21 protein-coding genes and 1 pseudogene are annotated in these 25,149 nt (G+C 63.6%); 3 read left to right on the forward strand and 19 right to left on the reverse strand.

Features of this window, described 5'->3' with window-relative positions; translation table 11 throughout:
• Window positions 1–45: 45 nt before the first annotated feature.
• The 6 genes and pseudogenes from ACYP2A_RS15150 to ACYP2A_RS15175 all read right to left on the reverse strand — a co-directional run.
• Window positions 46–741 (reverse strand): annotated as a pseudogene (locus ACYP2A_RS15150) (GntR family transcriptional regulator); the annotation flags it as partial.
• A 48-nt stretch (window positions 742–789) separates the two neighbouring features.
• Entirely contained in the window at window positions 790–2,547 is a 1,758-nt protein-coding gene (locus ACYP2A_RS15155) for an acyl-CoA dehydrogenase family protein (RefSeq protein ID WP_459746149.1), read from the reverse strand.
• A gap of 121 nt (window positions 2,548–2,668) precedes the next feature.
• Window positions 2,669–3,913: a thiolase family protein gene (locus ACYP2A_RS15160; RefSeq protein WP_459746153.1), complete on the reverse strand. Its 1,245-nt coding sequence runs from the start codon at window positions 3,911–3,913 to the stop codon at window positions 2,669–2,671.
• The gene (locus ACYP2A_RS15165; protein ID WP_459746156.1) at window positions 3,910–5,799 is read right to left on the reverse strand and encodes a feruloyl-CoA synthase; all 1,890 of its coding nucleotides are present in this window, start codon (window positions 5,797–5,799) and stop codon (window positions 3,910–3,912) included. The genes ACYP2A_RS15160 and ACYP2A_RS15165 overlap by 4 nt, the downstream gene beginning before the upstream one ends.
• A gap of 106 nt (window positions 5,800–5,905) precedes the next feature.
• Window positions 5,906–7,354 carry an aldehyde dehydrogenase gene (locus ACYP2A_RS15170; protein ID WP_459746159.1) on the reverse strand — a complete coding sequence of 483 codons (1,449 nt, stop codon included), beginning with the start codon at window positions 7,352–7,354 and terminating at the stop codon, window positions 5,906–5,908.
• Window positions 7,355–7,448: 94 nt separating this feature from the next.
• On the reverse strand, window positions 7,449–8,279 hold the full coding sequence (locus ACYP2A_RS15175) for a p-hydroxycinnamoyl CoA hydratase/lyase (RefSeq protein ID WP_459746161.1): 831 nt from the start codon (window positions 8,277–8,279) through the stop codon (window positions 7,449–7,451).
• Between the two features lie 232 nt (window positions 8,280–8,511).
• Here ACYP2A_RS15175 and ACYP2A_RS15180 point away from each other — a divergent pair, with 232 nt between their 5' ends.
• Window positions 8,512–8,997, forward strand: coding sequence for a MarR family winged helix-turn-helix transcriptional regulator (locus ACYP2A_RS15180; protein WP_459746164.1), 486 nt, complete (start codon window positions 8,512–8,514; stop codon window positions 8,995–8,997).
• Between the two features lie 119 nt (window positions 8,998–9,116).
• On the opposite strand, the gene ACYP2A_RS15185 is transcribed toward ACYP2A_RS15180, so the two are convergent.
• Window positions 9,117–10,439, reverse strand: a complete 1,323-nt coding sequence (locus ACYP2A_RS15185) for an OprD family porin (RefSeq protein ID WP_459746167.1) — start codon at window positions 10,437–10,439, stop codon at window positions 9,117–9,119.
• Between the two features lie 325 nt (window positions 10,440–10,764).
• Here ACYP2A_RS15185 and mhpT point away from each other — a divergent pair, with 325 nt between their 5' ends.
• Window positions 10,765–11,976 carry a 3-(3-hydroxy-phenyl)propionate transporter MhpT gene (gene mhpT / locus ACYP2A_RS15190; RefSeq protein WP_459746169.1) on the forward strand — a complete coding sequence of 404 codons (1,212 nt, stop codon included), beginning with the start codon at window positions 10,765–10,767 and terminating at the stop codon, window positions 11,974–11,976.
• Between the two features lie 69 nt (window positions 11,977–12,045).
• Here mhpT and ACYP2A_RS15195 read toward each other — a convergent pair whose 3' ends face one another.
• The 6 genes from ACYP2A_RS15195 to exbB form a co-directional block, all read right to left on the reverse strand.
• Window positions 12,046–13,443 (reverse strand): aminoacyl-tRNA deacylase and HDOD domain-containing protein, encoded by a 1,398-nt coding sequence (locus tag ACYP2A_RS15195; protein ID WP_459746171.1) that lies wholly within the window; start codon window positions 13,441–13,443, stop codon window positions 12,046–12,048.
• 85 nt (window positions 13,444–13,528) lie between these two features.
• Window positions 13,529–15,604: an ATP-dependent DNA helicase RecG gene (gene recG / locus ACYP2A_RS15200; protein WP_459746173.1), complete on the reverse strand. Its 2,076-nt coding sequence runs from the start codon at window positions 15,602–15,604 to the stop codon at window positions 13,529–13,531.
• 11 nt (window positions 15,605–15,615) lie between these two features.
• On the reverse strand, window positions 15,616–16,539 hold the full coding sequence (locus tag ACYP2A_RS15205) for a hydrogen peroxide-inducible genes activator (RefSeq protein WP_459746175.1): 924 nt from the start codon (window positions 16,537–16,539) through the stop codon (window positions 15,616–15,618).
• A gap of 94 nt (window positions 16,540–16,633) precedes the next feature.
• Window positions 16,634–17,380, reverse strand: coding sequence for an energy transducer TonB (locus ACYP2A_RS15210; RefSeq protein WP_459746177.1), 747 nt, complete (start codon window positions 17,378–17,380; stop codon window positions 16,634–16,636).
• Window positions 17,377–17,802, reverse strand: coding sequence for a TonB system transport protein ExbD (gene exbD / locus ACYP2A_RS15215; protein ID WP_459746179.1), 426 nt, complete (start codon window positions 17,800–17,802; stop codon window positions 17,377–17,379). The genes ACYP2A_RS15210 and exbD overlap by 4 nt, the downstream gene beginning before the upstream one ends.
• 3 nt (window positions 17,803–17,805) lie before the next feature.
• Window positions 17,806–18,780 carry a tonB-system energizer ExbB gene (gene exbB, locus ACYP2A_RS15220; RefSeq protein WP_459746180.1) on the reverse strand — a complete coding sequence of 325 codons (975 nt, stop codon included), beginning with the start codon at window positions 18,778–18,780 and terminating at the stop codon, window positions 17,806–17,808.
• Between the two features lie 208 nt (window positions 18,781–18,988).
• Here exbB and ACYP2A_RS15225 point away from each other — a divergent pair, with 208 nt between their 5' ends.
• The gene (locus ACYP2A_RS15225) at window positions 18,989–19,837 is read left to right on the forward strand and encodes an SDR family oxidoreductase (protein WP_459746182.1); all 849 of its coding nucleotides are present in this window, start codon (window positions 18,989–18,991) and stop codon (window positions 19,835–19,837) included.
• Between the two features lie 13 nt (window positions 19,838–19,850).
• Here ACYP2A_RS15225 and ACYP2A_RS15230 read toward each other — a convergent pair whose 3' ends face one another.
• From ACYP2A_RS15230 to ACYP2A_RS15255, 6 genes are all read right to left on the reverse strand, one after another.
• Window positions 19,851–20,588, reverse strand: coding sequence for a hypothetical protein (locus tag ACYP2A_RS15230; RefSeq protein WP_459746184.1), 738 nt, complete (start codon window positions 20,586–20,588; stop codon window positions 19,851–19,853).
• 59 nt (window positions 20,589–20,647) lie between these two features.
• On the reverse strand, window positions 20,648–21,028 hold the full coding sequence (locus ACYP2A_RS15235) for a RidA family protein (RefSeq protein ID WP_459746186.1): 381 nt from the start codon (window positions 21,026–21,028) through the stop codon (window positions 20,648–20,650).
• 25 nt (window positions 21,029–21,053) lie between these two features.
• The gene (gene spoT / locus ACYP2A_RS15240; RefSeq protein WP_459746187.1) at window positions 21,054–23,159 is read right to left on the reverse strand and encodes a bifunctional GTP diphosphokinase/guanosine-3',5'-bis pyrophosphate 3'-pyrophosphohydrolase; all 2,106 of its coding nucleotides are present in this window, start codon (window positions 23,157–23,159) and stop codon (window positions 21,054–21,056) included.
• Window positions 23,160–23,219: 60 nt separating this feature from the next.
• Complete coding sequence (rpoZ, locus tag ACYP2A_RS15245) at window positions 23,220–23,483, reverse strand: DNA-directed RNA polymerase subunit omega (protein WP_045485028.1); 264 nt, start codon at window positions 23,481–23,483, stop codon at window positions 23,220–23,222.
• A 125-nt stretch (window positions 23,484–23,608) separates the two neighbouring features.
• Entirely contained in the window at window positions 23,609–24,229 is a 621-nt protein-coding gene (gmk, locus tag ACYP2A_RS15250; RefSeq protein WP_459746190.1) for a guanylate kinase, read from the reverse strand.
• Between the two features lie 13 nt (window positions 24,230–24,242).
• The gene (locus tag ACYP2A_RS15255) at window positions 24,243–25,106 is read right to left on the reverse strand and encodes a YicC/YloC family endoribonuclease (RefSeq protein ID WP_459746192.1); all 864 of its coding nucleotides are present in this window, start codon (window positions 25,104–25,106) and stop codon (window positions 24,243–24,245) included.
• Window positions 25,107–25,149: the final 43 nt, after the last annotated feature.

Consider the following 25,149-nt stretch of genomic DNA (forward strand, 5'->3'; position numbering starts at 1 on the left):
AGATAGGCTAGCCACACCGGCCTTATCGCCAGCAGAGCCTCCTACAATCACTTTCATCCGTTCGGCCGAGGAGGCGCTGAAGATTTCGGCGTAGCGCAACGTCGCGTTGGCGTGTTCGCGCATGATGGCTTCGGCGCGGGCGCCCTGGCGGTTGACCAGGGCGTCGACGATGGAGTGATGCTGCATGTGCGCGTAGTTGAAGCGGCGGTATTCGCGGGCCATGTCGTGGCGATCGATGGCCAGGGCGCTGACCGAGGCGAACGGCAGGTGATCGTTGCGCGCCAGGGCATCGGCAATCGCCGGGTTGCCGCTGCCTTCGACGATGATCCGGTGAAAACGCATGTTCAGGTCGTGATAGACCTCAAGGTCGTCCTCGGTCACATAGCCCTTGTCGAACAGCGCATCGCCCTCACGCAGGCAGGCGTGCAACTGATCGCACGCCTCCGGCGTAAGGCCGCGCTCGGCGCTTTGCCGGGCCGCCAGGCCTTCCAGCACGCCGCGCACTTCCACGGCGCCGGCAATGTCCTGGGTGCTGACCGAACGCACCTGAAAGCCGCGCCCGCCATGGCGCACCAGCAGGCCTTCCTGCTCCAGGGTACGAAACGCGATGCGCACCGGCATGCGCGAGACGCCGAACAATTCAGCCGTGGGCACTTCCATCAGCCGCTCGCCGGCCGCCAGTTCGCCTGCGGCGATCATCTTGCGCAACGCAACCAGCACCGTCTGACCGGGCTTGTTCATGCAGGCTACTTCCAGCAATCAAGGGGCGCCCATGGTAGCGCGCCGGACTTAATCCACAAACGCTAATGGTAGCTTTGCGCTATGCAGACCGGCCACGTGGCGGTCGGCCTCGGGCAGCAGCCAGGTGAAGAAGAACTGCGCGGTTTCCAGCTTGGCGGCGCGCAGCGGGTCGTCGTCGGCCAAATGCTGCGCGATCCGGGCGGCGCGGGTCCACGCGAAGGCCAGCAAGGTCAGGCCGCACAGACGCAGAAAATCCTCGGCGGCGCGGTACGGGTATTCCGCGTCCAGCGCCGTTTGCTCGACGCACAACTGCCAGACCTGCTCGAGTCCCTGGCAACGGCGCTGCAACTCATCGCCCAAGGCCTGGCAGGGCGCTGACTGACTGGCCAGCCGTGCTTCGTCGCGCAGGATCACCAGCAATTGCTGTAATGCCTCGCCGTTGTCGCCCAGCACCTTGCGCAGCAGCAGGTCGTTGGCCTGAATCTCGTTGCTGCCCTCGTAGATCATCGCGATGCGGCTGTCGCGCAGGGTTTGTTCGATGGCGAACTCGCCGACATAGCCATAGCCGCCGAACACTTGCAGCGCCTGGCTGGCCAGTTGAAAGCCGCGCTCGGTAAAGAACGCCTTGATGATCGGCGTCAACAGGCCAGTCAGTTGCGCAGCCTGGGCGCGGGCCTCGGCGGTGGCGGCATGGTCGGCCTGATCGAGCAGGTGCGCGGTCCAGTAGCCAAGGGCGCGCAAGCCTTCGCTGCTGGCGCGCAGTTCCAGCAGGGTGCGGCGCATCGCCGGGTGATAGTGGATCGGGTCGGCGGCGCTGGCGGCGACGCCTTCGGGGCGCCGGGGCGCGCGCATCTGCCGGCGTTCGCGGGCGTATTCACGGGCGTTCTGCCAGGCGGCTTCGGCATGCCCCAGGCCTTGCAGGCCGACATGCAGGCGTGCCGAGTTCATCATCACGAACATCGCCGCCAGGCCTTGATGCGCCTGGCCGATCAGCCAGCCTTGGGCGTTATCGAAGACCAGCGAACAGGTGGCGCTGCCCTTGATGCCCATCTTGTGTTCGATGCCGTCGCAGCGCACGGCGTTGAGCGTGCCGTCGTCCAGGCGTCTGGGCACCAGAAACAGTGAAATGCCGCGGCTGCCGGCCGGTGCGTCCGGCAAGCGCGCCAGCACCAGGTGCAGAATGTCGTCGCACAGATCGTGCTCGCCGCCAGAGATAAACAGTTTGTTGCCGCTCAGCGCGTAACTGCCGTCAGGCCGGGGCTGGGCGCGGCTGCGCAGCAGGCCGACGTCGCTGCCGGCCTGTGGTTCGGTCAGGCACATGGTCGGCAGCGCCTGGCCGCTGACGATGTCGGGCACATAGCGGTCCTGGATCCACTGCGGCGCGTGGGTTTTCAGGCACAGGTAAGCGCCGTGGGCGATGCCGGTGTACATCGCCCAGGCATGGTTGCTGGCGTAGAGCATTTCCTGCAAGGCGGCATCGAGCACCTGCGGCAAACCCTGGCCGCCGTGTTCCGGGCTGCACGCCAGCGCCGGCCAGCCGCCCTCCATATAGGCTTTATAGGCGGCCTTGAAGCCTGCGGGGGTGATGACCTGGCCGTTGTCGAAGCGACAGCCTTCGCGGTCGCCGCTGGCATTCAACGGTGCGAGCACCTCGCTGCAAAACAGCCCGGCCTGCTCCAGCACCTGAGTGGCCAGCGGCGCATCGAGAAAATCGAAGGCTTCGGTCTGACGCCAGGTGTCGGGCGCGTCGAGCCAGTGCTCGATCACGAATTGCATGTCACGCAACGGTGGCTGGTAGTGCCACATGGCAATCTCCTTTTGCACAGAGTCAGGGGCAATACGATTTTGTAGGAGCGGCCGGGCGGCGATCCGCTTTAGCCGCGAAGGGCACAACACGGTGTCGTATTCTTCCCGACTAAAGTCGGTCCTACGAGGCTTTCCAATCCGGGTTTTCGATCAGGATGGCCATGCCTTGGCCGCCGCCGACACACGCCGCCGCGATGCCATAACGCAGGTTTCTCTCGCGCAACTGGCGGGCCAGGGTCAGTACCAGGCGCAGGCCGCTGGCGGCCAGTGGGTGGCCCAGGCCAATCGAGCCTCCGCGACGGTTGAGGCGTTCGCCGTCCAGTTCCAGCTCGCGGGCCACGGCCAGCACTTGCGCGGCCTGGGCTTCGTTGATTTCCACCAGGCCTATGTCGTCCAGGCGCAGCCCGCTGCGGTGCAGCAGCAGGCGGATCGCCGGCGCCGGGCCGATGCCCATATGCTCCGGCGCCACACCGACCACCGCGCTGGCGCGTAAATGCGCCAGCACCGGGCCTCTGCAGGCCGACAGCGGCCCGACCAGCGCCGCCGCCGCACCATCGACCACCGCACAGCTGTTGCCGGCGGTCTGCACTCCGCCGTCATGCACCGCCCGCAAGCGCGCCAGGGCTTCGAGGCTGCTGGCGCGGGGATGGCTGTCCTGGCTGACGCTGTCGATGCCGCGCGGCAAGCGAATGCCGCGCGGCTGGTAACCGTCCAGCGCGAAGCGCTCATTGATCACCGGCACGATTTCGTCCGCCAGCCAGCCGCTGCTCTGCGCTTCAAGGGTCAATCGGTGGCTTTGCAGCGCATAGCGGTCGACAGCTTCGCGGGGCAAATCGTAGTGCCGGGCCAGACGGTCGGCGGTCGCGATCATGTCGATACCGGGTGCCGGGTCATGCAGCGCTTCCCAGAGAAAATCCTTGAACTGCACGCCCGCGCCGAGCTTGAAACCGTCGCGATGGGTGTAGGCAGCAATCGGGTTGCGCGACATCGACTCGGCGGCCACGCACAGCGCCAGTTGCGTGCCCTCGCCCACCTGCACTGCGGCCTGACGCAGCAGTTCGAAACCGGTGGCACAGATCCGCTGCACGCCCAGCGCTGGCACATTCAACGGCACGCCGCTGTACAGGCCGATATGCCGGGGCAGCAGGTACGCATCGAAACTGGCTTGGGCCATGGAACCGGCCAGCACGCTGTCGACCTGCGTGGCTTCAATTCCTGCGCGAGCCAGCACGCTGCGCCCGGCCTTTATCCCCAGATCGATGGGCGACACCTGCGCCAGCGCGCCGCCCAGATCGACCCAGGGCGTGCGCACCGCGTCGAACAGCGCTGCATCGGCAAATGCAGAATATTGCCCGGCGACGTTCATGCCGGTACGCCGGCTGCAAGCGTGGTGGCGCGCAGGATCGTTTCGTCTTGGCCGCGATACAGCGCCTCGACTTGCGCGGCGCGCCACTGCAACACGGCGCGCTGATTGATCGAGCCCTTGTCGGTGATTTCGCCACGGTCGATGGACGGTGCTTCGACCAGCAGTGCGACCCATTCCAGACGGCTGGCATTGCCGGTGGCGTCGGCGTTCAGGCGCTGCAGCCAGCCGGCGAACCACTGGCGCACCGGCGCACTGGCCAGTACCTCGGCATCGCTGGCCTGCGCGCCGAGGCCGGCCAGCTGGCGGCAGTCGTAGAGGCGTGGGAACACCAGCGCGCCCAGGCATTCGCGGTCCGGTGCGGTGACCACGATGTCTTGCACATACGGCGAGCCTTCGAGCACCGCGCGGTTGCGCAGCGGCCCGACGCTGACGAAAACGCCGGACGACAGTTTGAAGTCCTCGGCAATACGCCCGTCGAACATCAGCCCCAGTTGTGGATCTTCAGGGTCGGCCAGCTTCAGCGCATCACCCGAGCAATAGAAGCCTTCGCTGTCGAAGGCTTCCGCGGTCTGCTGCGGCGAGCGCCAGTAGCCGGGCATGATGTGCGGCCCGCGAAAGCGCCCTTCGAGCTTGCCGTCGACCGGCACCAGGCGCACTTCGCAGCCCGGCGCCGGCAGGCCGATGTAGCCGGCCTGCGACAAGGGCCCGGTGGTAAAGGTGCATGACGGCGAGGCTTCGGTCATGCCCAGGCCTGCCATCATGCGGATGCGCTCGCCGCAGTGCTGCTCGGCGACCCGGTCGAGACGGTCCCAGATGCTTTGTGAGAGGCCGGCGGCGGCAAAGAAAAACAGCTTCATGCGGGCAAAGAAGCGCGTCCGCAGTTCAGCGTCTTTTTCCAGCGCGTTGACCAGCTCTTCCCAGCCCTTGGGCACGGTCAGGTACGCGGTGGGCGAGATGTCCTTGAGGTTGCGCAGGGTCTCGGCAAAGCCCTGCGGCGTCGGTTTGCCGTTATCCAGATAAAACGTGCCGCCGTTGTAAAGCACGATGCCGAGGTTATGGCTGCCGCCAAAGGTGTGGTTCCACGGCAGCCAGTCGACCAGCACCGGTGGCTCTTCGCCGAACACCGGGAAGGTCTGCAACAGCATCTGCTGGTTGGCGCAGAGCATGCGCTGGGTGGTGACCACGGCCTTGGGCAGCTTGGTGGAGCCTGAGGTAAACAGGAACTTGGCAATGCTGTCCGGGCCGGTCGCGGCAAACGCGGCCTCGGCCTCGGGGCCGCCGGGTTGTTCGAGCAGGCGCGCGAACGGCGTCAGCGCACGGCCGGGCAACTTGCCGCGTACGCTGATCACCGCGACATCGGCGGGCAATACGGCGTCGATGGCTTTCTGGTAGCTGGCGGTGTCGCTGACGAATACCAGCCCCGGTTGCAGCACGTCACAGACATGGCGCAGCTTGGCAAAGTCCTGGGACAGCAACGAATAGGCCGGCGATACCGGGCAATAGGGAATGCCGGCGTACATCGCGCCGAGGGCGATTTGCAGGTGTTCGATGTCATTACCCGACAACAGCGCCAGCGGCCGCTCGGCCGACAGCCCGTAGCCGAGCAGGTGCTGGGCGATGGCGCGCACGTCGCTGAGCATCTGTGCGTAGCTGACTTCGCGCCAGCCGCCGTGGCTGTCGCGGGCGGCGATAAAAGTCTGTGCCGGGCGCACCTCGGCCCAGTGCAGCAGGCGGTCGAGCAGCCGCTCGGGAAGCTGGGCCAGCGGTTCCAGGGCGCGCATGTGCAGCACGCCGTGCACTTCGCTGACCTCTACAGCAGGATGGCCGATGGACACCTGGCGATAGCGCGCAGGGTGTTGCCTGACGCTTGCGGATTGGGGATTCACGTGCTGCTCCTCCATCGAGACCGGCCACGCAGGCGGTCTCTGGCTGTCGCCTTTATTGTTATTCAGGGGCGGGCGACGCAGCGGTCGCCCGAACGCAAGAGCGCTTTTATATGGGGTAATGCCGCGGGCCGTTCTGCAGCGTCACCCAGCGCAACTGGGTGAAGAAGTCGACCGAGGCGCTGGCGCCAAAGCTGCCGTAGCCGCTGGACTTGACCCCGCCGAAGGGCATCTGCGCTTCGTCGTGTACGGTCGGCCCGTTGATATGGCAGATGCCCGACTCGACCCGCTGCGCCAGCGCCAGGGCGCGGCCGGTGTCGCGGCTGAAAATCGCCGACGACAAGCCGAATTCCGAGTCGTTGGCCAGGCGCAGCAGCTCTTCGTCGCCGCTGCCACGCACCACCACCGCCACCGGGCCAAACGATTCTTCGCGGTACAGGCGCATGTTGCCTGTGACGTGATCGAGCAGGGTTGGCTGCATGATGCTGCCGCTGCATTGCCCGCCGGCCACCAGCGTGGCGCCGTGGCTGACCGCGTCATTGATCAAACCCAGAATACGTTCGCCGGCACTGGCATCGACCAGCGAACCGAGCACCGAGGCCGGGTCGTCCGGGTGGCCGGCGCGCAGGGTGGCGATCTTGGCGGCCAGTTTGTCGACGAAGGCATCGGCGACTTTGCTGTCGACGATCAGCCGCTCGGTCGACATACAGATCTGGCCCTGATTGAAGTAGGCGCCGAAGGCCGCCGCTTCAACGGCGGCATCCAGATCAGCGTCGTCGAGCACCAGAAACGGCGCCTTGCCGCCCAGTTCCAGCAGCGCAGGCTTGAGGTGGCGCGCCGACAGTTCGCCGACGATGCGGCCCACATGGGTGGAGCCGGTGAAGTTGACCCGGCGCACGGCCGGGTTGGCGATCAGCCGCTCGACGATGGCCGGTGCGTCGCTCGGTGCGTTGCTGATGACGTTGACCACGCCGTCGCCCAGCCCGGCTTCGTGCAGAATCTGGCCGATCAGCCGGTGCACGGCCGGGCTCAGTTCCGAGGCCTTGAGCACCACGGTGTTGCCACACGCCAAGGGCATGGCAATGGCGCGGGTGGCGAGAATCACCGGCGCGTTCCACGGCGCAATGCCCAGCACCACGCCGCACGGCTGGCGCAGCGCCATGGCGAAGCTGCCGGGCACATCGGAGGGAATGACCTGGCCGACGATCTGGGTGGTCATCGACGCCGCTTCACGCAGGATATTGGCCGCCAGCTTGACGTTGAAGCCATACCAGTTGGCCATTGCGCCGGTTTCGCCGGCGGCGGCGATAAAGCGGGCGCTATTGGCCTGCAACAGTTCGGCAGCCTTGAGCAGCCGCGTGCGGCGCTCGTTGGGCGCCAGCGCGGCCCACGCCGGAAACGCGGCCTGGGCGGCGGCGACAGCGGCATCGGCGTCTTCAAGGGTGGCGGCGGCGACCTGAGAGACAACCTCGCCGGTCACCGGGTTGCGGCGTTCAAAGGTTCGGCCGTCACGCGCAGGCAGCGATTGCCCGCCGATCAGCAAGGGCACGTCGAGCATAGTGATTCCTCTTTAATTGTCTTTATCGGGAACACGGGTGATGCATGGCAACGCTTTGGGCGAACGGGTTTGATGGCCGGTTCGCCCACGGGGCTCAGCGCTTATAGGTCTGCAGGCCCGGCTTGATGCTCTTGTCGTCCAGGAACTGCTTCATGCCCTGCTCGCGGCCGCCTTCGGTGTCGAGCAGGCGCGACTGGTCGAGCTTGGCGTACAGGTAGTCTTCGTTCTGCTCCCAGGTCAGTTCGCGGCAGCGCTTGAAGCCATGCTTGGCGGCGCGCAGCACGACCGGGTTTTTCTCCAGCAGGTTACGCGCAAGCTCAATGGTGGTCTCGCGCAGCTGCTCAAGCGGCACGCTTTCGTTGACCAGGCCCATCTCTGCGGCCTTTTTACCGCCGAAGGTCTTGCCGGTCATGATGTAGTAAAGCGACTGGCGATGGCCCACGGTGTCGGCCATGGCCTTGCTGACCAGGTTACCCGGCGGGATGCCCCAGTTGATTTCCGAAAGACCGAAGGTCGCCTCGTCGGCGCAGATCGCCAGGTCGCAGGCCACCAGCGGGCTGAAGCCACCACCGAAGCACCAGCCGTTGACCATGGCGATGGTCGGCTTGGAGTACATGCGCAGCAGTTTCCATTGCCATTGCGAGGCTTCGCGGCGAATTTTTTCTTGCAGGATTTCAGGGCCTGCGTCGGTTTCGCGGAAGTATTCCTTAAGGTCCATGCCGGCAGTCCACGACTCGCCGGCACCGGTCAGCACCAGCACACCGGCGTCGGCGTCTTGCTCCAGAGTCTCCAGCACGTCGATCATTTCCCGGTTCAGGGTCGGGCTCATGGCGTTGCGTTTTTCCGGGCGGTTGAGGATGACCCAGGCAATGCCTTCTTCGATCTCGACTTTGACGGTGCTCCAGCGGCCTTCGTAGTTGCTCATGGTGTGCTCTCTTGTTCTGTGTGGGGGATTGTTTCGTCGGTGGCCTGTTGGCCGATGGACAAAAATTAGCCTGAGAAAATAGTTATGTCAATTAACCATTAATCAAATTAACCAAGTGTTTTGTGTCTGGCTGGCGGGCTGCACAGATTCGCATCGCCGCCGTGATAGCCATTGCCGGCCAATCCCGGCAAACTGCATAGCCTTGTTAACTGAACGATTCAGGACTTGCCTCATGGCCAAGCTTTCCAGTGCTGCCCTTTTACGCGATGCCGTGCCAGGCGATGCCGACGCTCCGTTGCCGCTGGATGCGGCGCTGGACGACCTGATCGGTTATGCCCTGCGCCGTGCCCAGCTCAAGCTGTTCCAGAACCTCATCGCGCAACTGGCGGTACATGACCTGCGCCCTGCGCAGTTTTCGGCGCTGGCGATCATCGACCGCAACCCCGGGCTGATGCAGGCCGACCTGGCCCGGGCGCTGGCCATCGAGCCGCCGCAAGTGGTGCCGTTGCTCAATAAACTCGAAAGCCGTGCGCTGGCGGTCAGGGTGCGCTGCAAGCCGGACAAGCGCTCATACGGGATTTTCCTGAGCAAGACCGGTGAAACGCTGCTCAAGGAATTGAAGCAGATCGCCGTGCAAAGCGACCTGGATTCAACCGCCGCGCTCGATGACGCCGAGCGCGAGCAGTTGCTGGCGCTGTTGCGTAAGGTTTATCTGTAAGAGCCGAACGCAGGACCGGCTTTAGCCGGGAAACAGGGATCGCATAACGGCTTTCCCGACTAAAGCGGTTCGCCGCCCGGCCGGTCCTGCGGGGATGCGTACTAACGTGTGCGTTCGGCTCACCAGAGCGGCAAGGTGTAGGTCGCCAGAAACCGTGTCTGGTTTTCGTCGCGAAAGGCCGCTCCGGTCGGGAAGTCGTTGCGGTAAATGGCCTTGCGCACCAAGAAGCCCAACTGCTTGAGCGGGCCGCTCTGGATCACGTAGCCCAGCTCCATCTGAAACTCGCGCTCCTTGCGGTCCTCGGCGCGCAGCGAGGTCAGCTCGATGTTGTCGCCGCGCACGTAGCGCAGGCGGCTCTTGAGGCCTGGAATGCCGACGGCGGCAAAGTCGTAGTCGTAGATGGCCTGCCAGGTGCGCTCCTTGGCGTTGAGAAAGTCCGAGGCCATGGTCAGTTCGCTCATGCCCATCAGTTCGGTGCCCGACACGTACGGCGTGGCGGTGTCGCCGGTCGAGTTCATGTAGCCCACGCCGAGCTTGTGCCCGCCCCAGCGGTACGAGAACAGTGCTGACGCATTGATGTTATCGACCTTGCCGGCCTTGGCGGCGCCTGCCTCTTCACTGAAAAAACTGCGCAGGTCGCTGGTCAGTACGCCGTCGCCCAGCGGCAGGTTGTGCAGCAGCGCCACGGTGCTTTGCCGGTACAGGTCGTCCACTTCGGCATGGTACACGCGCAGGCTCAGGTCCTTGTTGACCTGATAATCGCCACCCAGATAGCTCATGTGCGAGGTGGTGGCCGCACCGTTGAAGCGCCCGTTCGGCGAGGCGATGGCCATGTTCTGGTAAGAGGTCGAGTCGCGCCGGTTGATACGGTCGATGTAGCCGGCATTCAATGTCAGCCCGTCGATGTCTTTGGAGGTCAGGGTGGTGCCGCGAAAGGTCTGCGGCAGCAGGCGCGACGGGCTGGCAAAGGCGAACGGCAGAAAGATCGATACATCGCCGGTCTTCACCGTGGTCTTGGCAAAGCGCAGCTTGCCGGTCAGCGCCAGGCGCGAGTAATCGTCCGGGGCGCGCTTGTCGCTGGCCGACACCGGTAGCAGCTCGGTGCCGCTGCGGTCCGGTGACGAGTCGAGCTTGACCCCCACCAGCGCCCGCGCATCCAGGCCAAAACCCAATGCGCCGGGGGTGTAGCCCGATTCCACATTGAGGATAAACGCCTGCGCCCACTCGCGGGCGGCGGTCTTGGCGCCGTCGTCCTTGTAGTCGCGGTCCAGATAATAATTACGCAGGGTCAGGGTGCCGTGGCTGTCTTCCAGCAGCCCTTCGGCGTGCAGCGCCGGGCTGCACAGGCCCAGGCCAAGCAAAGCCAGGCAGCAGCGAGGATGGAACGCGTGAAATTGAAGGCTCGGGCGAGCCCCTTTGATGTCCGAAGGTGTGTCTGGCATGTCCGTTGTCCACTTATTGTTGTTGTTTTCAAGCGCGAGCGGCGGTGATCCGATACCGCTTGCGGGCAAGAATGGGAACGCTGCGCGCGGTCGTCAACGGTGAGTATCCGATAATCGAACGTTAATTTTGTTATCTATTTTTACAAAATCGTATCGGTTTCGTTAAGTCCATGTTTTTACTGGGCCTGATGGCTTAAGCATCTGTTTATCCGGTGCTTTGCTTTTTAGTTATCTTTGTTAATCTTATTTTCAAGCCCGGCATGACCCTGCTACCGTGCGGTCGTCGGCTTTGCGCTCACAACAAAAACAACAATGAGGTTTATCCATGGACAGTTCATTGCGCCGCCCGGCGCTCACCATCGCGCTGTGCTTTATCGTGGCGCTTATCGAAGGGTTCGACCTGCAAGCGGCGGGCACGGCGGCTGCCGGTTTGCGCCATACCTTTGAGCTGGACCCCAGGATGCTCGGCTGGGTATTCAGCGCCGGCATCATCGGCCTGTTGCCCGGTGCGTTCTTCGGCGGCTGGATTGCCGACCGTATCGGGCGCAAGAAGATCCTGATTGCCGCCGTGCTGCTGTTCGGTGTGTTTTCCCTGGCCACCGCCTATGTGCAGAGCTATTCAGTGCTGTTGCTGGTGCGCTTCATGACCGGCCTGGGCCTGGGCGCGGCCCTGCCCAACCTGATCGCCCTGTGCGCAGAAGCTGTGGGCGAGCAGCGTCGTGGCACGGCGATCAGCATCATGTACGCCGGCGTCCCGCTGGGCGGTGCTTTGGCGGCGGTGGTGGCGATGCTGGGCGGCGATCACTGGCAGCTGACGTTTATCATCGGCGGCCTGGCGCCCTTGCTGGTGGTGCCGCTGATGATGGTGCTGCTGCCCGAGTCCACCGTGTTCCGTCAGCAGGCCGATGCCACGGCGCGGGTCTCGACCTCAAAGGCCCTGTTCGGCGAAGGCCGCGCGTCGATCACCCTGGCGTTGTGGGTCAGCTATTTCTTCACCCTGACGGTGATGTACATGCTGCTCAACTGGCTGCCGTCGTTGCTGATGGGCCAGGGGTTTACCAAGCCTGAAGCCGGGCTGGTGCAGATGCTGTTCAATATCGGCGGCGCGTTGGGTTCGTTGTCTGGCGGCTTGCTGCTCGACCGCTTCAATGGCGTCAAAGTGGTGATCGGCGTGTACCTGGGCCTGCTGGCCGCGCTGGTTGGCGTCGGCTTGTCGGTGGGCATCGTGCCGATGGCAATAGCCGGTTTTTCGGCCGGCGTGTTTGTAATGGCCGCCCAACTGGTGCTGTACGCCATGGCACCGCCTTCCTACCCGACCTCGGTGCGCGCCACGGGTGTGGGTGCTGCGGTGGCAATCGGGCGCCTGGGGTCGGTGGCCGGGCCCTTGGCGGCCGGGCAGATTCTGGCGGCTGGCGCCGGGACGACAGGCGTATTGCTGGCAACTTCACCGGGGCTGGTGATTGCCGCACTGGCGATCATCACCGTGGTGTCGCGTCCGGGGCTGAGTGTCCGGCCGGGATTGAAGACCGCATCGTAAACGGTGATTAAAGCAAAAACGCCCCCGACAGGTGATGTCGGGGGCGTTTTTGTTTGGCGTGTCAGCGAATCAATGCGCGAATTGCGAGGCCAGTTCGCGCAGCATCACCTCGGCATCGAGGACTTTTCTGACGGCGTCATGGGCTTTGTCACGGCTCAGGTTCAAGCGCTCGAAGAGTTCGTCCGGGATGTCCTGGGCAGGTCCTGCGCCGATGCCGTTGTTGCGCAGCAATTGCACGGCCAGATACACCAGATTGGCGTATTCGCAATATTCGCCGGCGTAGTACGGGTCATGCTGGAAGCGCAGCGCGGTGCACAGCTCGTCGGGCATGTCCCACGAACTCATCAGCCAGGAACCGATCTGCTCACGGCTGATGCCCAGCAGGTGCTGTTCCACAAAGCTGTGGTGCACGTGCGGGTTGACCTCCAGTTGACGGCAGATCAGCGAGAAGTGCGGCGGAAACACATGCGCCAGCAGCAGGTAGCCGAAGTTGTGCAGCAGGCCGGCCAGGTAGGTCAGGCCGCCTTCGGGGCGCTTGGCGCGCGGCATGGCGCGGGTCAGGCCTTCGATGACCGCGGCGGTATAGATCGACTGTTGCCAGTATGGCGTGGTCTGTTGCGGATGATCCTTGGGCAGGCTCAGGGTCTTGCCCAGCGCCAGGCCCAGCGCCAGGTTGATCACCAGGTCAAAACCCAGCACGCGCACGATGGCGTCTTCGACCGAGCGGATCTTGCCGGTCGAGGCGTAGTACGGCGACGCGGCCCAGCTGACCACTTGTGCGGCCAGTGCGGGGTCGGTCTCGACCACGCCGGTGATGTCGTCGATGGTCGCGTCGGGGTCGACGCGCAGCTTGATGATTTTTTGCGCCGTGCTGGCCAGCGGCGGAATTTCCAGGGTCGCTTCCAGGCGTTGCTGGATGCGCCGTGCAGTGAAGGCGTGGACGGCCTGGGTGATTTCTTCGCGGTCGTCGTGCGGACGGTCGAGGTTGGGCTGGATCTGGTTGAGCAACTGGCCAAAATGCGCGGCGCTGGCCTTGCCGAGCATGCTCTTGAAATCGTCGCTGGCAATTTCCAGCAACAGGCCCGGCTCGCCTGAACCCACCAGCAGGCTCGGCTGTTGCAGCAGGCGATCGTCGTACAGGCACGGCGAGCTGGTCAGCGCCGGCAAGCCAGGCAGGCTTTGCAGGTTGTGCTTGAGCAGCATGCGCGACAGGCGGTCGAACGACACGGCCTTGAGTTCGCGGCCGGTCAGTTCGGCGATCCGGTTCAGGTCCAGCAACTGGTTTTGCGGGAACAGGATCAACAGAGCGCCGACGGCGTCTTCGACCAGGACAGCCTGAACCTTGCGCTCGCTTGGCAGGCTCGGGTGGTCCGAGACTTCCTGATAGCTGATTGCCAGCTTTTCCAGCAGTTGGCGAATCACTGACGGGGCATGGTGAGCATCATTGACGTGGGCTACTTCTGTCATGGTCTGAGTCCATTTCCTACAATGTGCGCAGTATAACCAGCTTCTTCAGATTGGGTTCCGCCAGCTTCGCAAAGCGTTGCCTGGATCACACCTGACCGTACTGTTGACCATGGCGCAACCAGCGTTCCAGCAGCGGGTCGACGTGGTGCGGCCAGCGCTCCAGTAGCGCCTGGGCGGCGTCGCGCACCGCCGGCAGCAGGTCGGCGTCGCGCATCAGGTCGGCGACCTTGAATTGCAACAGGCCCGTTTGTCGGGTGCCGAGCATTTCGCCGGGGCCGCGCAGCTCCAGATCCTTTTCGGCGATGACGAAGCCGTCGTTGGTTTCGCGCATGATGCCCAGCCGTTGCCGGCCGATCTGCGACAGCGGCGGGTGGTAGAGCAGCACGCAATAGCTGACCGCACTGCCGCGCCCTACCCGGCCGCGCAACTGGTGCAACTGGGCAAGGCCCAGGCGTTCGGGGTTTTCGATGATCATCAGGCTGGAGTTGGGCACGTCGACGCCGACCTCGATGACCGTGGTCGCGACCAGCAACTGCAGATTGCCCTGTTTGAACTCGGCCATGATCGCGGCTTTTTCGGCAGGTTTCATGCGCCCGTGAATCAGCCCGACGCGCAGTTCACCCAGGGCCATGCTCAGTTCTTCGAACGAGGTTTCAGCGGCCTTGCAGGTCAGCTCTTCGGATTCTTCGATCAGGGTACAGACCCAATAGGCCTGACGCCCTTCGGCGCAAGCGGCGCGTACCCGCTCGATGACTTCGACGCGGCGGCTGTCGGCCACCAGCACGGTGCTGACCGGAGTACGCCCCGGCGGCAGTTCGTCGAGCACCGAGGTGTCGAGGTCGGCGTAGGCACTCATCGCCAGGGTGCGCGGGATCGGTGTGGCGGTCATGATCAACTGGTGCGGGTTCATCACGCCGCCCACGCCCTTGCTGCGCAGCGCCAGGCGTTGCTGCACGCCAAAGCGGTGCTGTTCGTCGATGATCGCCAGGGCCAGGTTCTTGAACTTCACTTCTTCCTGAAACAGCGCGTGGGTGCCGACCACCATGCGTGCGCCTTCGGCGATCTGTTGCAACGAGCTGACCCGCGCCTTGCCTTTGAGCTTGCCGGCCAGCCAGGCGACTTCGACGCCCAGCGGCTCCAGCCAGCGCTGGAAGTTGATGTAATGCTGCTCGGCGAGAATCTCGGTGGGCGCCATCAGGGCCACCTGATAACCGGCCTCGATGGCCTGCAGGGCGGCCAGCGCTGCGACCACGGTCTTGCCCGCGCCGACATCGCCCTGCACCAGGCGCAGCATGGGCTCGTGCTGGCTGAGGTCGTAGGCCACTTCTTTGCCGACGCGCTGCTGGGCGCCGGTCGGGGTGAAGCCCAGGTTGGCCAGAAACTGTTTGGGCAAGCGCTTGGCCAACGGCAAGGGTGGCGCACGCAGGGCGCGCTGGCTTTCACGCAGGCGCTGTTGCGACAGTTGATGGGTCAGCAGTTCTTCGAAGGCCAGGCGGTGCTGAGCCCAGTGATGCCCCAGCGCCAGTTCGTCGACATCGGCATCGGCCGGTGGGTGATGCAGGTAACGGATCGCCTCGTCGAGCGGCGCCAGCTGATAGTCGCGGGTCAGTTCGGCCGGCAGCCAGTCGGGCAGGCTCTTGGGGCCGAGCATGGTCAGGGTTTGCTGGCTCAACTGGCGCAGGCGCTGTTGGGTCAGGCCTTCGGTGGTCGGGTAGATGGGCGTGAGGGTTTGCTCTACTGGCGCCGGCTCGTCGCCGGTCAAGGCGCGGTATTCGGGGTGGTAGATTTCCAGCCCCGAAGCGCCGGGCCGGGCCTCGCCAAAACAGCGCAGGTGCGTGCCGCGCTTGAGGCCGTCCTTTTGTGCGTTGCTGAAATGATAAAAGCGCAGGCTGACCACGCCGCTGCCATCGCCCAGCCGCACCAGCAGGCTGCGGCGCTTGCCCATTACCACGTCCTGGCCGCTGACCACTCCTTCGATCACGGCATCCTGTCCTGGACGCAACTGGCCGATGGGCACCACACGGGTGCGATCCTGATAGCGCAGCGGCAGGTGAAACAGCACGTCCTGAAGGTTCTCGAGACCGACCTTGGCCAGCTTCTCGGCCATGGCTTCGCCAACGCCCTTGAGGGCCGTTACCGAAACGTGGGAAAGCTCGCTCATGTCACTCCTGCCTAGCTCGCTTGTACCTTGGGACGGGCTACCGAACACAAGCGTACGGAATCAGCGAGGATCTCGATTGCCTTGGGCCGCGGGAAGCTGGCGCGCCAGGCGATGGCCACGGTACGGAACGGCGCGGGCGCGGTCAGCGGGCGGACTTCGATCACGCCGGGCGCGTAGTGGTGGCTGTCGACCGCCGAGAACGGCAGGATCGACACGCCCAGCCCGGAGGCGACCATATGCCGAATGGTTTCCAGCGAGCTGGATTCGACCGTGGTGTGCCTGGCCGCTTCACTGCCTTTGTTCAGTGTCGGGCAGGCTTCGAGCACCTGGTCGCGGAAGCAGTGGCCTTCGCCGAGCAGCAACAGGCTCTTGTCGTTGAGCGCGGAGGCGTCGATGGTCTGCTTGCGGGTCCAGGGGTGATCGGCCGGCATCAGCACATAGAACGGCTCGTCGTACAGCGGCAGGGTCAGCACATCGGCTTCGTTGAACGGCAACGCGATGATGATCGCGTCCAGTTCGCCGTTGCGCAGCTTGTCGCGCAATACATGGGTGAAGTTTTCTTCGATGTACAACGGCATCTGCGGGGCAACCCGGTGCAGTTGTGGAATCAGGTGGGGGAACAGGTACGGGCCGACGGTGTAGATGGCGCCGACTTTCAGCGGGGCGGTCAGCTGGTTCTTGCCGGCCTGGGCCAGCTCGCGGATGCCCTGGGCCTGTTCGAGGACCTTTTGCGCCTGGGCGACGATGCCTTCGCCGACCGGGGTCAGGCGTACGGCACTCTTGCTGCGCTCGAAGATCAGGACGCCCAGTTCGTCTTCAAGCTTCTTGACGCCGACCGACAGGGTCGGCTGGCTGACATGGCAACGCTCGGCAGCATGGCCGAAGTGCTGCTCCTGGGCGAGCGTAACGATATAGCGCAATTCTGTGAGAGTCATAACGTGCGTCCATGTAGTTGCGCCCCAGCATAGCGGCTGCAATCAATAGACGCACGTTATCAGAGGCGCACCTGTGTTTCAAAAAACTGATTTATCAACGTTTATCCAGCGAGTACACGAACGGCGCCAGAATTTCGATCGATCCGTTGTTCAAGACTTCGGCGGGTGGCTTGGGCACCGGCTGCGCACGACGGATCATCTCCATGGTGGCGCGGTCCAGTGACGGGCTGCCCGAGGTGCTGGCAATCGAGTAGGAAAGCACGTTGCCTTCCGCGTCGACCACAAAGCGCAGTCTTGCCACCCCTTGCATGCCACGACGACGGGCATCCTCCGGGTACTTCTTGTACTTGGCCAGGTGACGCAACAAATCGCCCTGCCAGCTCGGCAACGCAGTGCTCGGTGGCGACGGCGGGCTTTGCGGTGCGGTCGGTGCTGCGGCCTTCTCGACCTTCGGCGCCGGCGGTGCTTCTACCGGTTTCTCGTCGACAGGCTGGTCCTTGGGCGGCTCAGGCTTCTTCTCGATCGGTTTCTTCGGTTGAGGTTTCGGCTTGGGCTTCTCGACCTTTTTAGGGACGACGATTTCCGGCTTCGGTGCTTCGGCAACCTCCGGCATGGGAATTTCTTCCTCGGGCGCAGGCGGCGTCGGCGGCTGCACGACCGCAGGTGGCGGTGGCATAGGCTCTGGCAACGGCGGCAGTTCGATCATCATGGCGGGCGGCGGCAATTCGATTGCCTGAGATGCCGGCCAGCGCAGTGCAAGCAGCACTGCAATGGCATGCACAGCCAGCACCAACAACAGACTACCGCTATAGCGCGTCAGTGTTTGGCGCATGGTGATCATTTTTTCCCAACCGTCTCAAGGCCCACCAGTCCGACTTTCAGGTAGCCGGCGGCGCGCAGGGTGTTCATGACTTCCATCAGGTCGCCGTAGTCCACGCCCTTGTCGGCCTGGAAGAAGATCGTGGTGTCCTTCTTGCCGTGGGTGCGGGCATCGAGCACCTGGCCGATCTGTTCGCGGGTCACCATGTCGTTGCCCAGGTACAGGTTCTTGTCGGCCTTGACGCTGAGGAACACCGGCTTCTCGGGTCGGGGTTGCGGTTGCGCCGTGGACGCCGGCAGGTCGACCTTGATGTCCACGGTGGCCAGGGGAGCGGCCACCATGAAGATGATCAACAGCACCAGCATGACGTCGATGAACGGCGTGACGTTGATTTCGTGGTTCTCGGCGAGATCGTCGCCGCCTTCGTTAAGATGCAGGCCCACGTGTCAGCCCACCTTGCCCAGATGCGGTTGTTGTTGGCTACGCTCGCTTGGCTCTGGCAGATGGTCCAGGTCGCGGCTGACCAGCAGCAGGACCTGAGCCGAGGCGTCGGACACCTGAGCCTTGTAGCCGGCGATGGAGCGGGCGAAGACGTTGTAGATGATGACCGCTGGAATCGCCGCCACCAGGCCCAGTGCCGTGGCCAGCAGGGCCTCGGCGATGCCGGGTGCAACCACGGCCAGGTTGGTGGTCTGGGTCTTGGCGATGCCGATGAAGCTGTTCATGATGCCCCACACGGTGCCGAACAGACCGACGAAGGGTGCGGTCGAACCGATGGTCGCCAGCACGCCGGTGCCGATGCTCATGTTGCGGCCGCTGTTGGCGACCAGACGCTCCAGGCGGAAGCTGACGCGTTCCTTGATGCCTTCACGCTCGCGGCTGTTGGCCGACAGGCGCATTTCTTCGAGAGCGTCATGCACCAGCAGGTGCGACAAGGTGCCTTCTCTGGTGTTGCTGGCGCTGGCCTCGTTGAGGGTGCGGGCCTTTTTCAGGCTGGCGATTTCAGTGCGCAGGCGGCGTTTGGCGCCCAGCAGCTCGAAGCCTTTGGCGATCCAGATGGTCCAGGTGATGATCGAGGCGATGGCCAGGCCGATCATGACCGCTTTGACCACCACGTCGGCGTTCTGGTACATGCCCCACGGCGACAGGTCGTGGGACGACATGCCCAGGCTGTTTTCGCCGGCCAGTGCTTCAGGGTCGGCAGGCGCGTCGGCGTTCAGCGGTGCGACGGGGGCCGGCGCTGGCACCGCAGCGGCAGGCGCTGAGGCAGCAGCAGCGGCAGTGTTGCCCGAAGCAGGCGCTGCCTGATCGGCGAACGCAGGGGTGAGCATCAGGCTCAGCACGATGGCGGCAACAGCGCGCCAGGCGCGAGTCAGGCTGGGGAGCGTGTTTGGCGAGGCGGGTGTTGAATTGCGAGTCATGCTGGCCGGACCTGAAGTGTATATATAAGGACAGTTGCGTCGCCGCATGGGCGCCGAACGCAGGTGCGTGAACAAAGGGTTGCCATTATTGCAAATCGTTCTTGTTAACTAAAGTAATACTGTATCTTTTTTCAAAGAAATTACGTTTAAACGGTAAAGTCCCGGTAAAGATAATGGCTTTTGATTTCGTTATATGAGGAGTGCTGCAATGCCTGCCCCTACGCTATTGATCGCCGGTTGCGGCGATATCGGCTCGCGTCTGGCCCTGCAATTACTGCCTTTGGGTTGGCAGGTGCATGGTGTGCGGCGCAACATTTCGGCATTGCCTGACGGTGTTGCCGGTGTCGCGGGCGATTTGTTTGATTCGGTAAAGCCCAGAGGCTGGCCGACCGGCGGTATCGATTACCTGGTGTATTGCGCCACCCCTACGGAGCGTGACGAGGCCGGTTACCGGCAAGCGTACGTTGAGGGGCTGGAACATGCGCTTGAATGGCTGCGTCAATCCGGCCAGTCGCCGCGCCGGGTGATTTTCGTCTCCAGCAGCAGCGTCTATGGCCAGCAACAGGGCGAATGGGTCGATGAAACCTCGGCGACCGAGGCCGGCGGCTTTTCCGGCAAGGTATTGCTGGAGGCTGAGCACGTGGCACTGGACAGCGGCTGGCCGGCGACTGTGGTGCGCCTGACCGGTATTTATGGTCCGGGGCGCAGCGATTTATCCGGCAAGGTACGCCAGGGTTATAGCGTGGCCATCGATCCGCCGGTGTATGCCAACCGTATTCATGCCGACGATGCCGCCGGCTTGCTGGCGCACCTGCTCAAGGCCGATGCCGACGGTGTGCCGTTGCAGGACTGCTATCTGGGCGTCGATGACGCGCCGGTGGCGCTGGCCGAGGTAGTGGCCTGGATGCGTGAGTATCTGGGGGTTACCGAGTGGTCGGCGCAAGCCAGCCTGCGCCGCGCCGGCAGCAAGCGCTGCAGCAACGCCCGCGCCCGTGCACTGGGCTGGGCGCCGCGTTATACAGACTACCGGGCGGGATATGCAGCGCTGCTGGGGTAAAACCCCAGCTGGTTTATTGCTTCTCGAGCACCCAGCGACTCGAGCCTGGGCGCAGCTGGGGCATTTCGTCGGCGGCAGCTGTGTTGAGCGCCTGGAAGATTTCGAGGCGCTTGCCCTGACGGACGAAGATCCATGGCGCGCCCTGTTCTGCTTTTTCGAGCCACATGCTGTCGTATTCGCCGCTCATGGCTGCACAATCGCCTGCCAGGCAGAGCGCGTAGCGGTCGTTGTCGCCCAGCCCCTGTACGGCGCCGTTAGGCATGAACTGCACGGTCGAGCCCTGGCCTTCGCCGCTGACGATGGTCCATTTACCGCCCATATAGGCGCCGTAAAGCGCGCTTTCGAAGCTGCTGCCGGGTGGTGCGTCGGCGGGTGTCGGGCTTTTGGGTTTGACGAAGTGCTGTTCGGGGCCCGACTCGCTGAGCGACTGGATCAGCTCGCCATCATCGACACGCAGGTTTTCAACGAAGTTGCCGTAGAAATCGACACGCAGCTTGCCGTCGGTGGCGCTGGTGATCTTGCCTTCGCCCAGCTCGAAGCCATTGGAATAAGAGGCCTGGCTGGCCTTGGTATTGACTTGCCATTCCAGGTTCGGGCCATTGGCCAACAGGGCCTGGCGCAGGTTGCCATCCTTGACGGCGGCATCGATGGCGATCTGGTTGATCCAGGTACCATCCGGGTTACGGTCGACGTGGCTGGCGCAGCCAGTGACAAGTGCGGCCAACAGCGACAGGGCGAGCGCACGGCGCATAACAGAGTCCTTCCTTTACTGGGCGGACGCAGCGCCAGGCGCTACGCCCGGGAGAGTTTTTATTCGATGACCAGAATCGCGTCCATCTCGACCTGCGAGCCGCGTGGCAATGCAGCAACGCCGATGGCAGCACGCGCCGGGTAGGGCTGCTCGAAGTAGGTGCCCATGATCTCGTTGACCTTGGCGAAGTGGCCCAGGTCGGTCAGGAAGATGTTCAACTTGACGATGTCCTTGAACGAACCGCCTGCGGCCTCGGCCACCGACTTGAGGTTCTCGAACACCTGGGTGATCTGCGCTTCGATGCCGTCGACCAGTTCCATGGTCTTGGGGTCCAGCGGGATCTGTCCGGACATGTAGACGGTGTTGCCCGCCTTGATCGCCTGGGAGTAGGTGCCGATGGCGGCAGGTGCCTTGTCGCTGGTGATGACGGTCTTGGACATGAGAACTCCTGATAACGGAATGTGGCTAGGCGCGCATGCGGGTGATGCGGGTCACGCCCGGCAGTGCGCGTAGCTTCTTGATGACGCGGGCCAGGTGCACGCGGTCGTGTACGCTGACCACCAGTTGGACCACGCTGATGCGACCATCGCGTTCATCCATGCTGATTTTCTCGATGTTGCCGTCGGCGGCGTTGACGCTGCTGGCCAGCAGCGCGATCAGGCCGCGCTGGTGCTCAAGCTCGACGCGCAGCTCGACATTGAATTCGCCGGTGACATCCTTGGCCCAGGACAATTGCAGGCATTTTTCCGGGTTGTGGCGGATTTCGCTGATGTTGCGACAGTTTTCAAGGTGCACGACCATGCCCTTGCCCGCCGACAAATGGCCGACGATCGGGTCGCCGGGGATCGGCGTGCAGCACTTGGCGTAGCTGAGCACCAGGCCCTCGGTGCCGCGAATCGCCAGCGGGCCTTCGGCATTGGGCAACTGTTCGCCCTCGCCCAGCAGGCGGCGCGCCACAACATAGGCCATGCGATTGCCCAGGCCGATGTCTTCGAGCAGGTCTTCGAGCACGTGTGCGCGATATTCGGTGAGTGCGGCCTGCACGCGCTCGGCGCTGATCTTGTCCAGGCTGGTCTCGAAGCCGTTCAGCACCTTGTTCAGCAGGCGCTCGCCGAGGCTGATCGACTCGGAGCGACGTTGCAGTTTCAGGGCATGGCGAATATGGGTGCGGGCCTTGCCGGTCACCACGAAATTGAGCCAGGCAGGGTTCGGCCGGGCGCCCGGCGCACTGACGATCTCGACCGTCGAACCGCTTTGCAGGGGCTCGGACAGCGGTGCCAGCCGGCGGTTGATGCGGCACGCAATGCAGCTGTTGCCGACGTCGGTGTGCACCGCATAGGCAAAGTCCACGGCCGTGGAGCCTTTGGGCAACTCCATGATCCGGCCTTTGGGGGTGAACACGTAGACTTCGTCGGGGAACAGGTCGATCTTGACGCTTTCGATGAACTCCAGCGAGTTGCCGGCGCGCTGCTGCATCTCAAGCACGCCCTTGACCCATTGCCGGGCGCGGGCATGGGAACCCTTGGGCTGCTCGTCGTCGCTGGATTTGTACAGCCAGTGGGCGGCAATGCCGTTGTTGGCCATCTCTTCCATTTCGCGGGTACGAATCTGGATTTCGATGGGCACGCCATGCATGCCGAACAAGGTGGTGTGCAGCGACTGATAGCCGTTGGCCTTGGGGATCGCGATGTAATCCTTGAAGCGGCCCGGCAGCGGCTTGTACAGATTGTGCACTGCGCCCAGCACCCGGTAGCAGGTGTCGACCTTGTCGACGATGATGCGGAACGCGTACACGTCCATGATCTCGTTGAAGGCGCGGCGCTTGCCGCGCATCTTCTTGTAGATGCCATAAAGGTGTTTCTGGCGTCCGCTGACCTCGCCTTCGATGCCGTCCACTGCCAGGCAGTGGCCCAGCGACTCTTCGATCTTGTTGACCAGCTCTTTGCGGTTACCCCGGGCGCGTTTGACGGCCTGGTGGATACGCGAGGAGCGCATCGGGTACATGGCCTTGAAGCCCAGGTCCTCGAATTCGATACGCACGCTGTGCATCCCCAGGCGATTGGCGATGGGGGCGTAGATTTCGAGGGTTTCCTTGGCGATGCGCCGGCGCTTTTCGCCCGACAGCACTTCAAGGGTGCGCATGTTGTGCAGGCGGTCGGCGAGCTTGACCAGGATCACGCGAATATCGCGAGCCATGGCCATGGCCATTTTCTGGAAGTTTTCGGCTTGCGCTTCGGCTTTGGTCTCGAAGTTCATCTGGGTCAGTTTGCTGACCCCGTCGACCAGATCGGCCACGGTTTCGCCGAATTGCGCGCTGAGCGCCTCTTTGGCGATGCCGGTGTCTTCGATCACGTCATGCAGCATCGCGGCCATCAGGCTCTGATGGTCCATGTGCATGTCGGCAAGAATATTGGCAACGGCCAGAGGATGAGTGACGTAGGCTTCGCCGCTGCGACGGCGCTGGCCGTCGTGGGCTTGCTCGGCGTAAAAGTACGCCCGGCGGACCAGATTGACCTGGTCCTTGCTGAGGTAGGCTGACAGGCGTTCGGCGAGGGCGTCTATGCTCGGCAAAGCGCTACCTCCTGCCGATGGCCCATGCCTTGCGCCGCACTACGTCGACCCGGCATAGGCTTATACGGCCTCGCTGGACTCGTCCTCGAAGGCGGCAAACAACGGTTCGTCTTCGACGATTTCAGCTTCGGCGATCACGGCGTTGTCGATCAGGCCAGCGGCGATTTCGCGCAGGGCCAGAACGGTAGGCTTGTCGTTTTCCCAGGCGAGCTTGGGTTCTTTGCCGCCGGTGGCGAGCTGACGCGAACGCTTGGTGGCGAGCATGACCAGCTCGAAGCGGTTATCGACGTGTTCCAGGCAGTCTTCAACAGTCACGCGGGCCATGGTATTCCTCGTAGCAAATGCGTATGCGCGTTGCCCGGATGGGCGAGCGGACTCGGTAGTGTACTAGTCAGCAGTGGAAAGCTTCAAGCGGTAAGCCACAAGCGGCGCTTGTCGGCGGTGCCGATTCAGCCCAGAAGCTGGTTGAGCAGATCCAGGTGTTCTTGCTGTTGATACGTCTGGCGCAGGCGATTGGCGCGGAAAATGGCCTTGAGGTCTTGCAAGGCCTGGGCGAAATCGTCATTGATAATCAGGTAGTCGTAGGCCGCGTAATGGCTCATTTCGCTCACTGCTTCACGCATCCGGCCTTCGATGATCTCGTCACTGTCCTGGCCGCGATTGTTCAGGCGGTGGCGCAGCGCTTCCTGGCTTGGAGGCAGGATGAAAATGGAACGGGCGTGGGGCATCAGGTTGCGGACCTGCTCGGCGCCTTGCCAGTCGATCTCCAGAATCAGGTCATGACCTTCGTCGAGAATCTGCTGCAGGCTGCTCTGCGAGGTGCCGTACAGGTTGCCGAAGACTTCGGCCTGCTCGAGAAAGTCGCCCTGCTCGATCATGGCCACGAATTCGGCGCGCTCGACGAAGTGGTAGTTCACCCCGTTCACTTCGCCCGGACGCATGGCGCGGGTGGTGTGCGAAACGGACAAGCGAATCTGCGGCTGATCATGGATCAAGGCCGAAACCAGACTGGTCTTGCCTGCGCCGGAGGGCGCGGAAACGATATACAGGGTGCCGGTGCTGTGGGTCATGTCGGGCTCAGCCTTACTCAATGTTCTGCACTTGTTCGCGCATTTGCTCGATCAACACTTTAAGGTTGACCGCCGCCTGGGTGCTGCGTGGATCGAAGGCCTTGGAGCCCAGTGTATTGGCTTCGCGGTTGAGTTCCTGCATCAGGAAATCCAGGCGGCGCCCGGCCTGGCCGCCGGCCTTGAGCACGCGGCGCACCTCGGTGACGTGGGTGCTCAGGCGGTCCAGCTCTTCGGCAACGTCGCTTTTTTGCGCCAGCAGCACCAGTTCCTGTTCAAGGCGCTGCGGGTCCAGCTCGGCCTTCATGTCGGTAAAGCGGTCAAGAATCTTCTGTCGCTGGGCGGCCAGCATGTGCGGCACCAGGCCGCGCAGGGTGGTGACTTCCTGGGTGATGGCGTCCAGGCGCTCGCCGAGCAATGCGGCCAGGCCCGCGCCTTCACGGCCGCGGCCGGCCTTGAGTTCGTCCAGGCCCTGATTGAACAGGGCCAGCGCTTCGTTGTTCAGCGCTTGCGGGTCGCTGGCATCGGCCACCAGCACACCCGGCCAGGCGAGCACTTCCAGTGGATTGAGCGGCGCAGGCTGCTTGATCAGGCTGGCGACCTGCTCGGCGGCGGCGATCAACTGGGCGGCGCGCTCGCGGTCGACCTGCAGGGGTTTGCCGGCGCTTTCTTCGACGAAGCGCAAGGTGCACTCGACCTTGCCACGCGACAGGCCCTGGCGCAGGGCTTCGCGAATCGCGCCTTCCAGGTCGCGAAAGGCGTCGGGCAGGCGCAGATGCGGTTCGAGGTAGCGATGGTTGACCGAGCGCAGTTCCCAGCTCAGGGTGCCCTGGACACCGGCGCGTTCGACGCGGGCAAAGGCGGTCATGCTGTGCACCATGGGGTGTACCTCCTGATTAAGGCGCAAGATTGTAACCCAGTGC

This window comes from Pseudomonas sp. 3A(2025) (genome assembly GCF_054589175.1).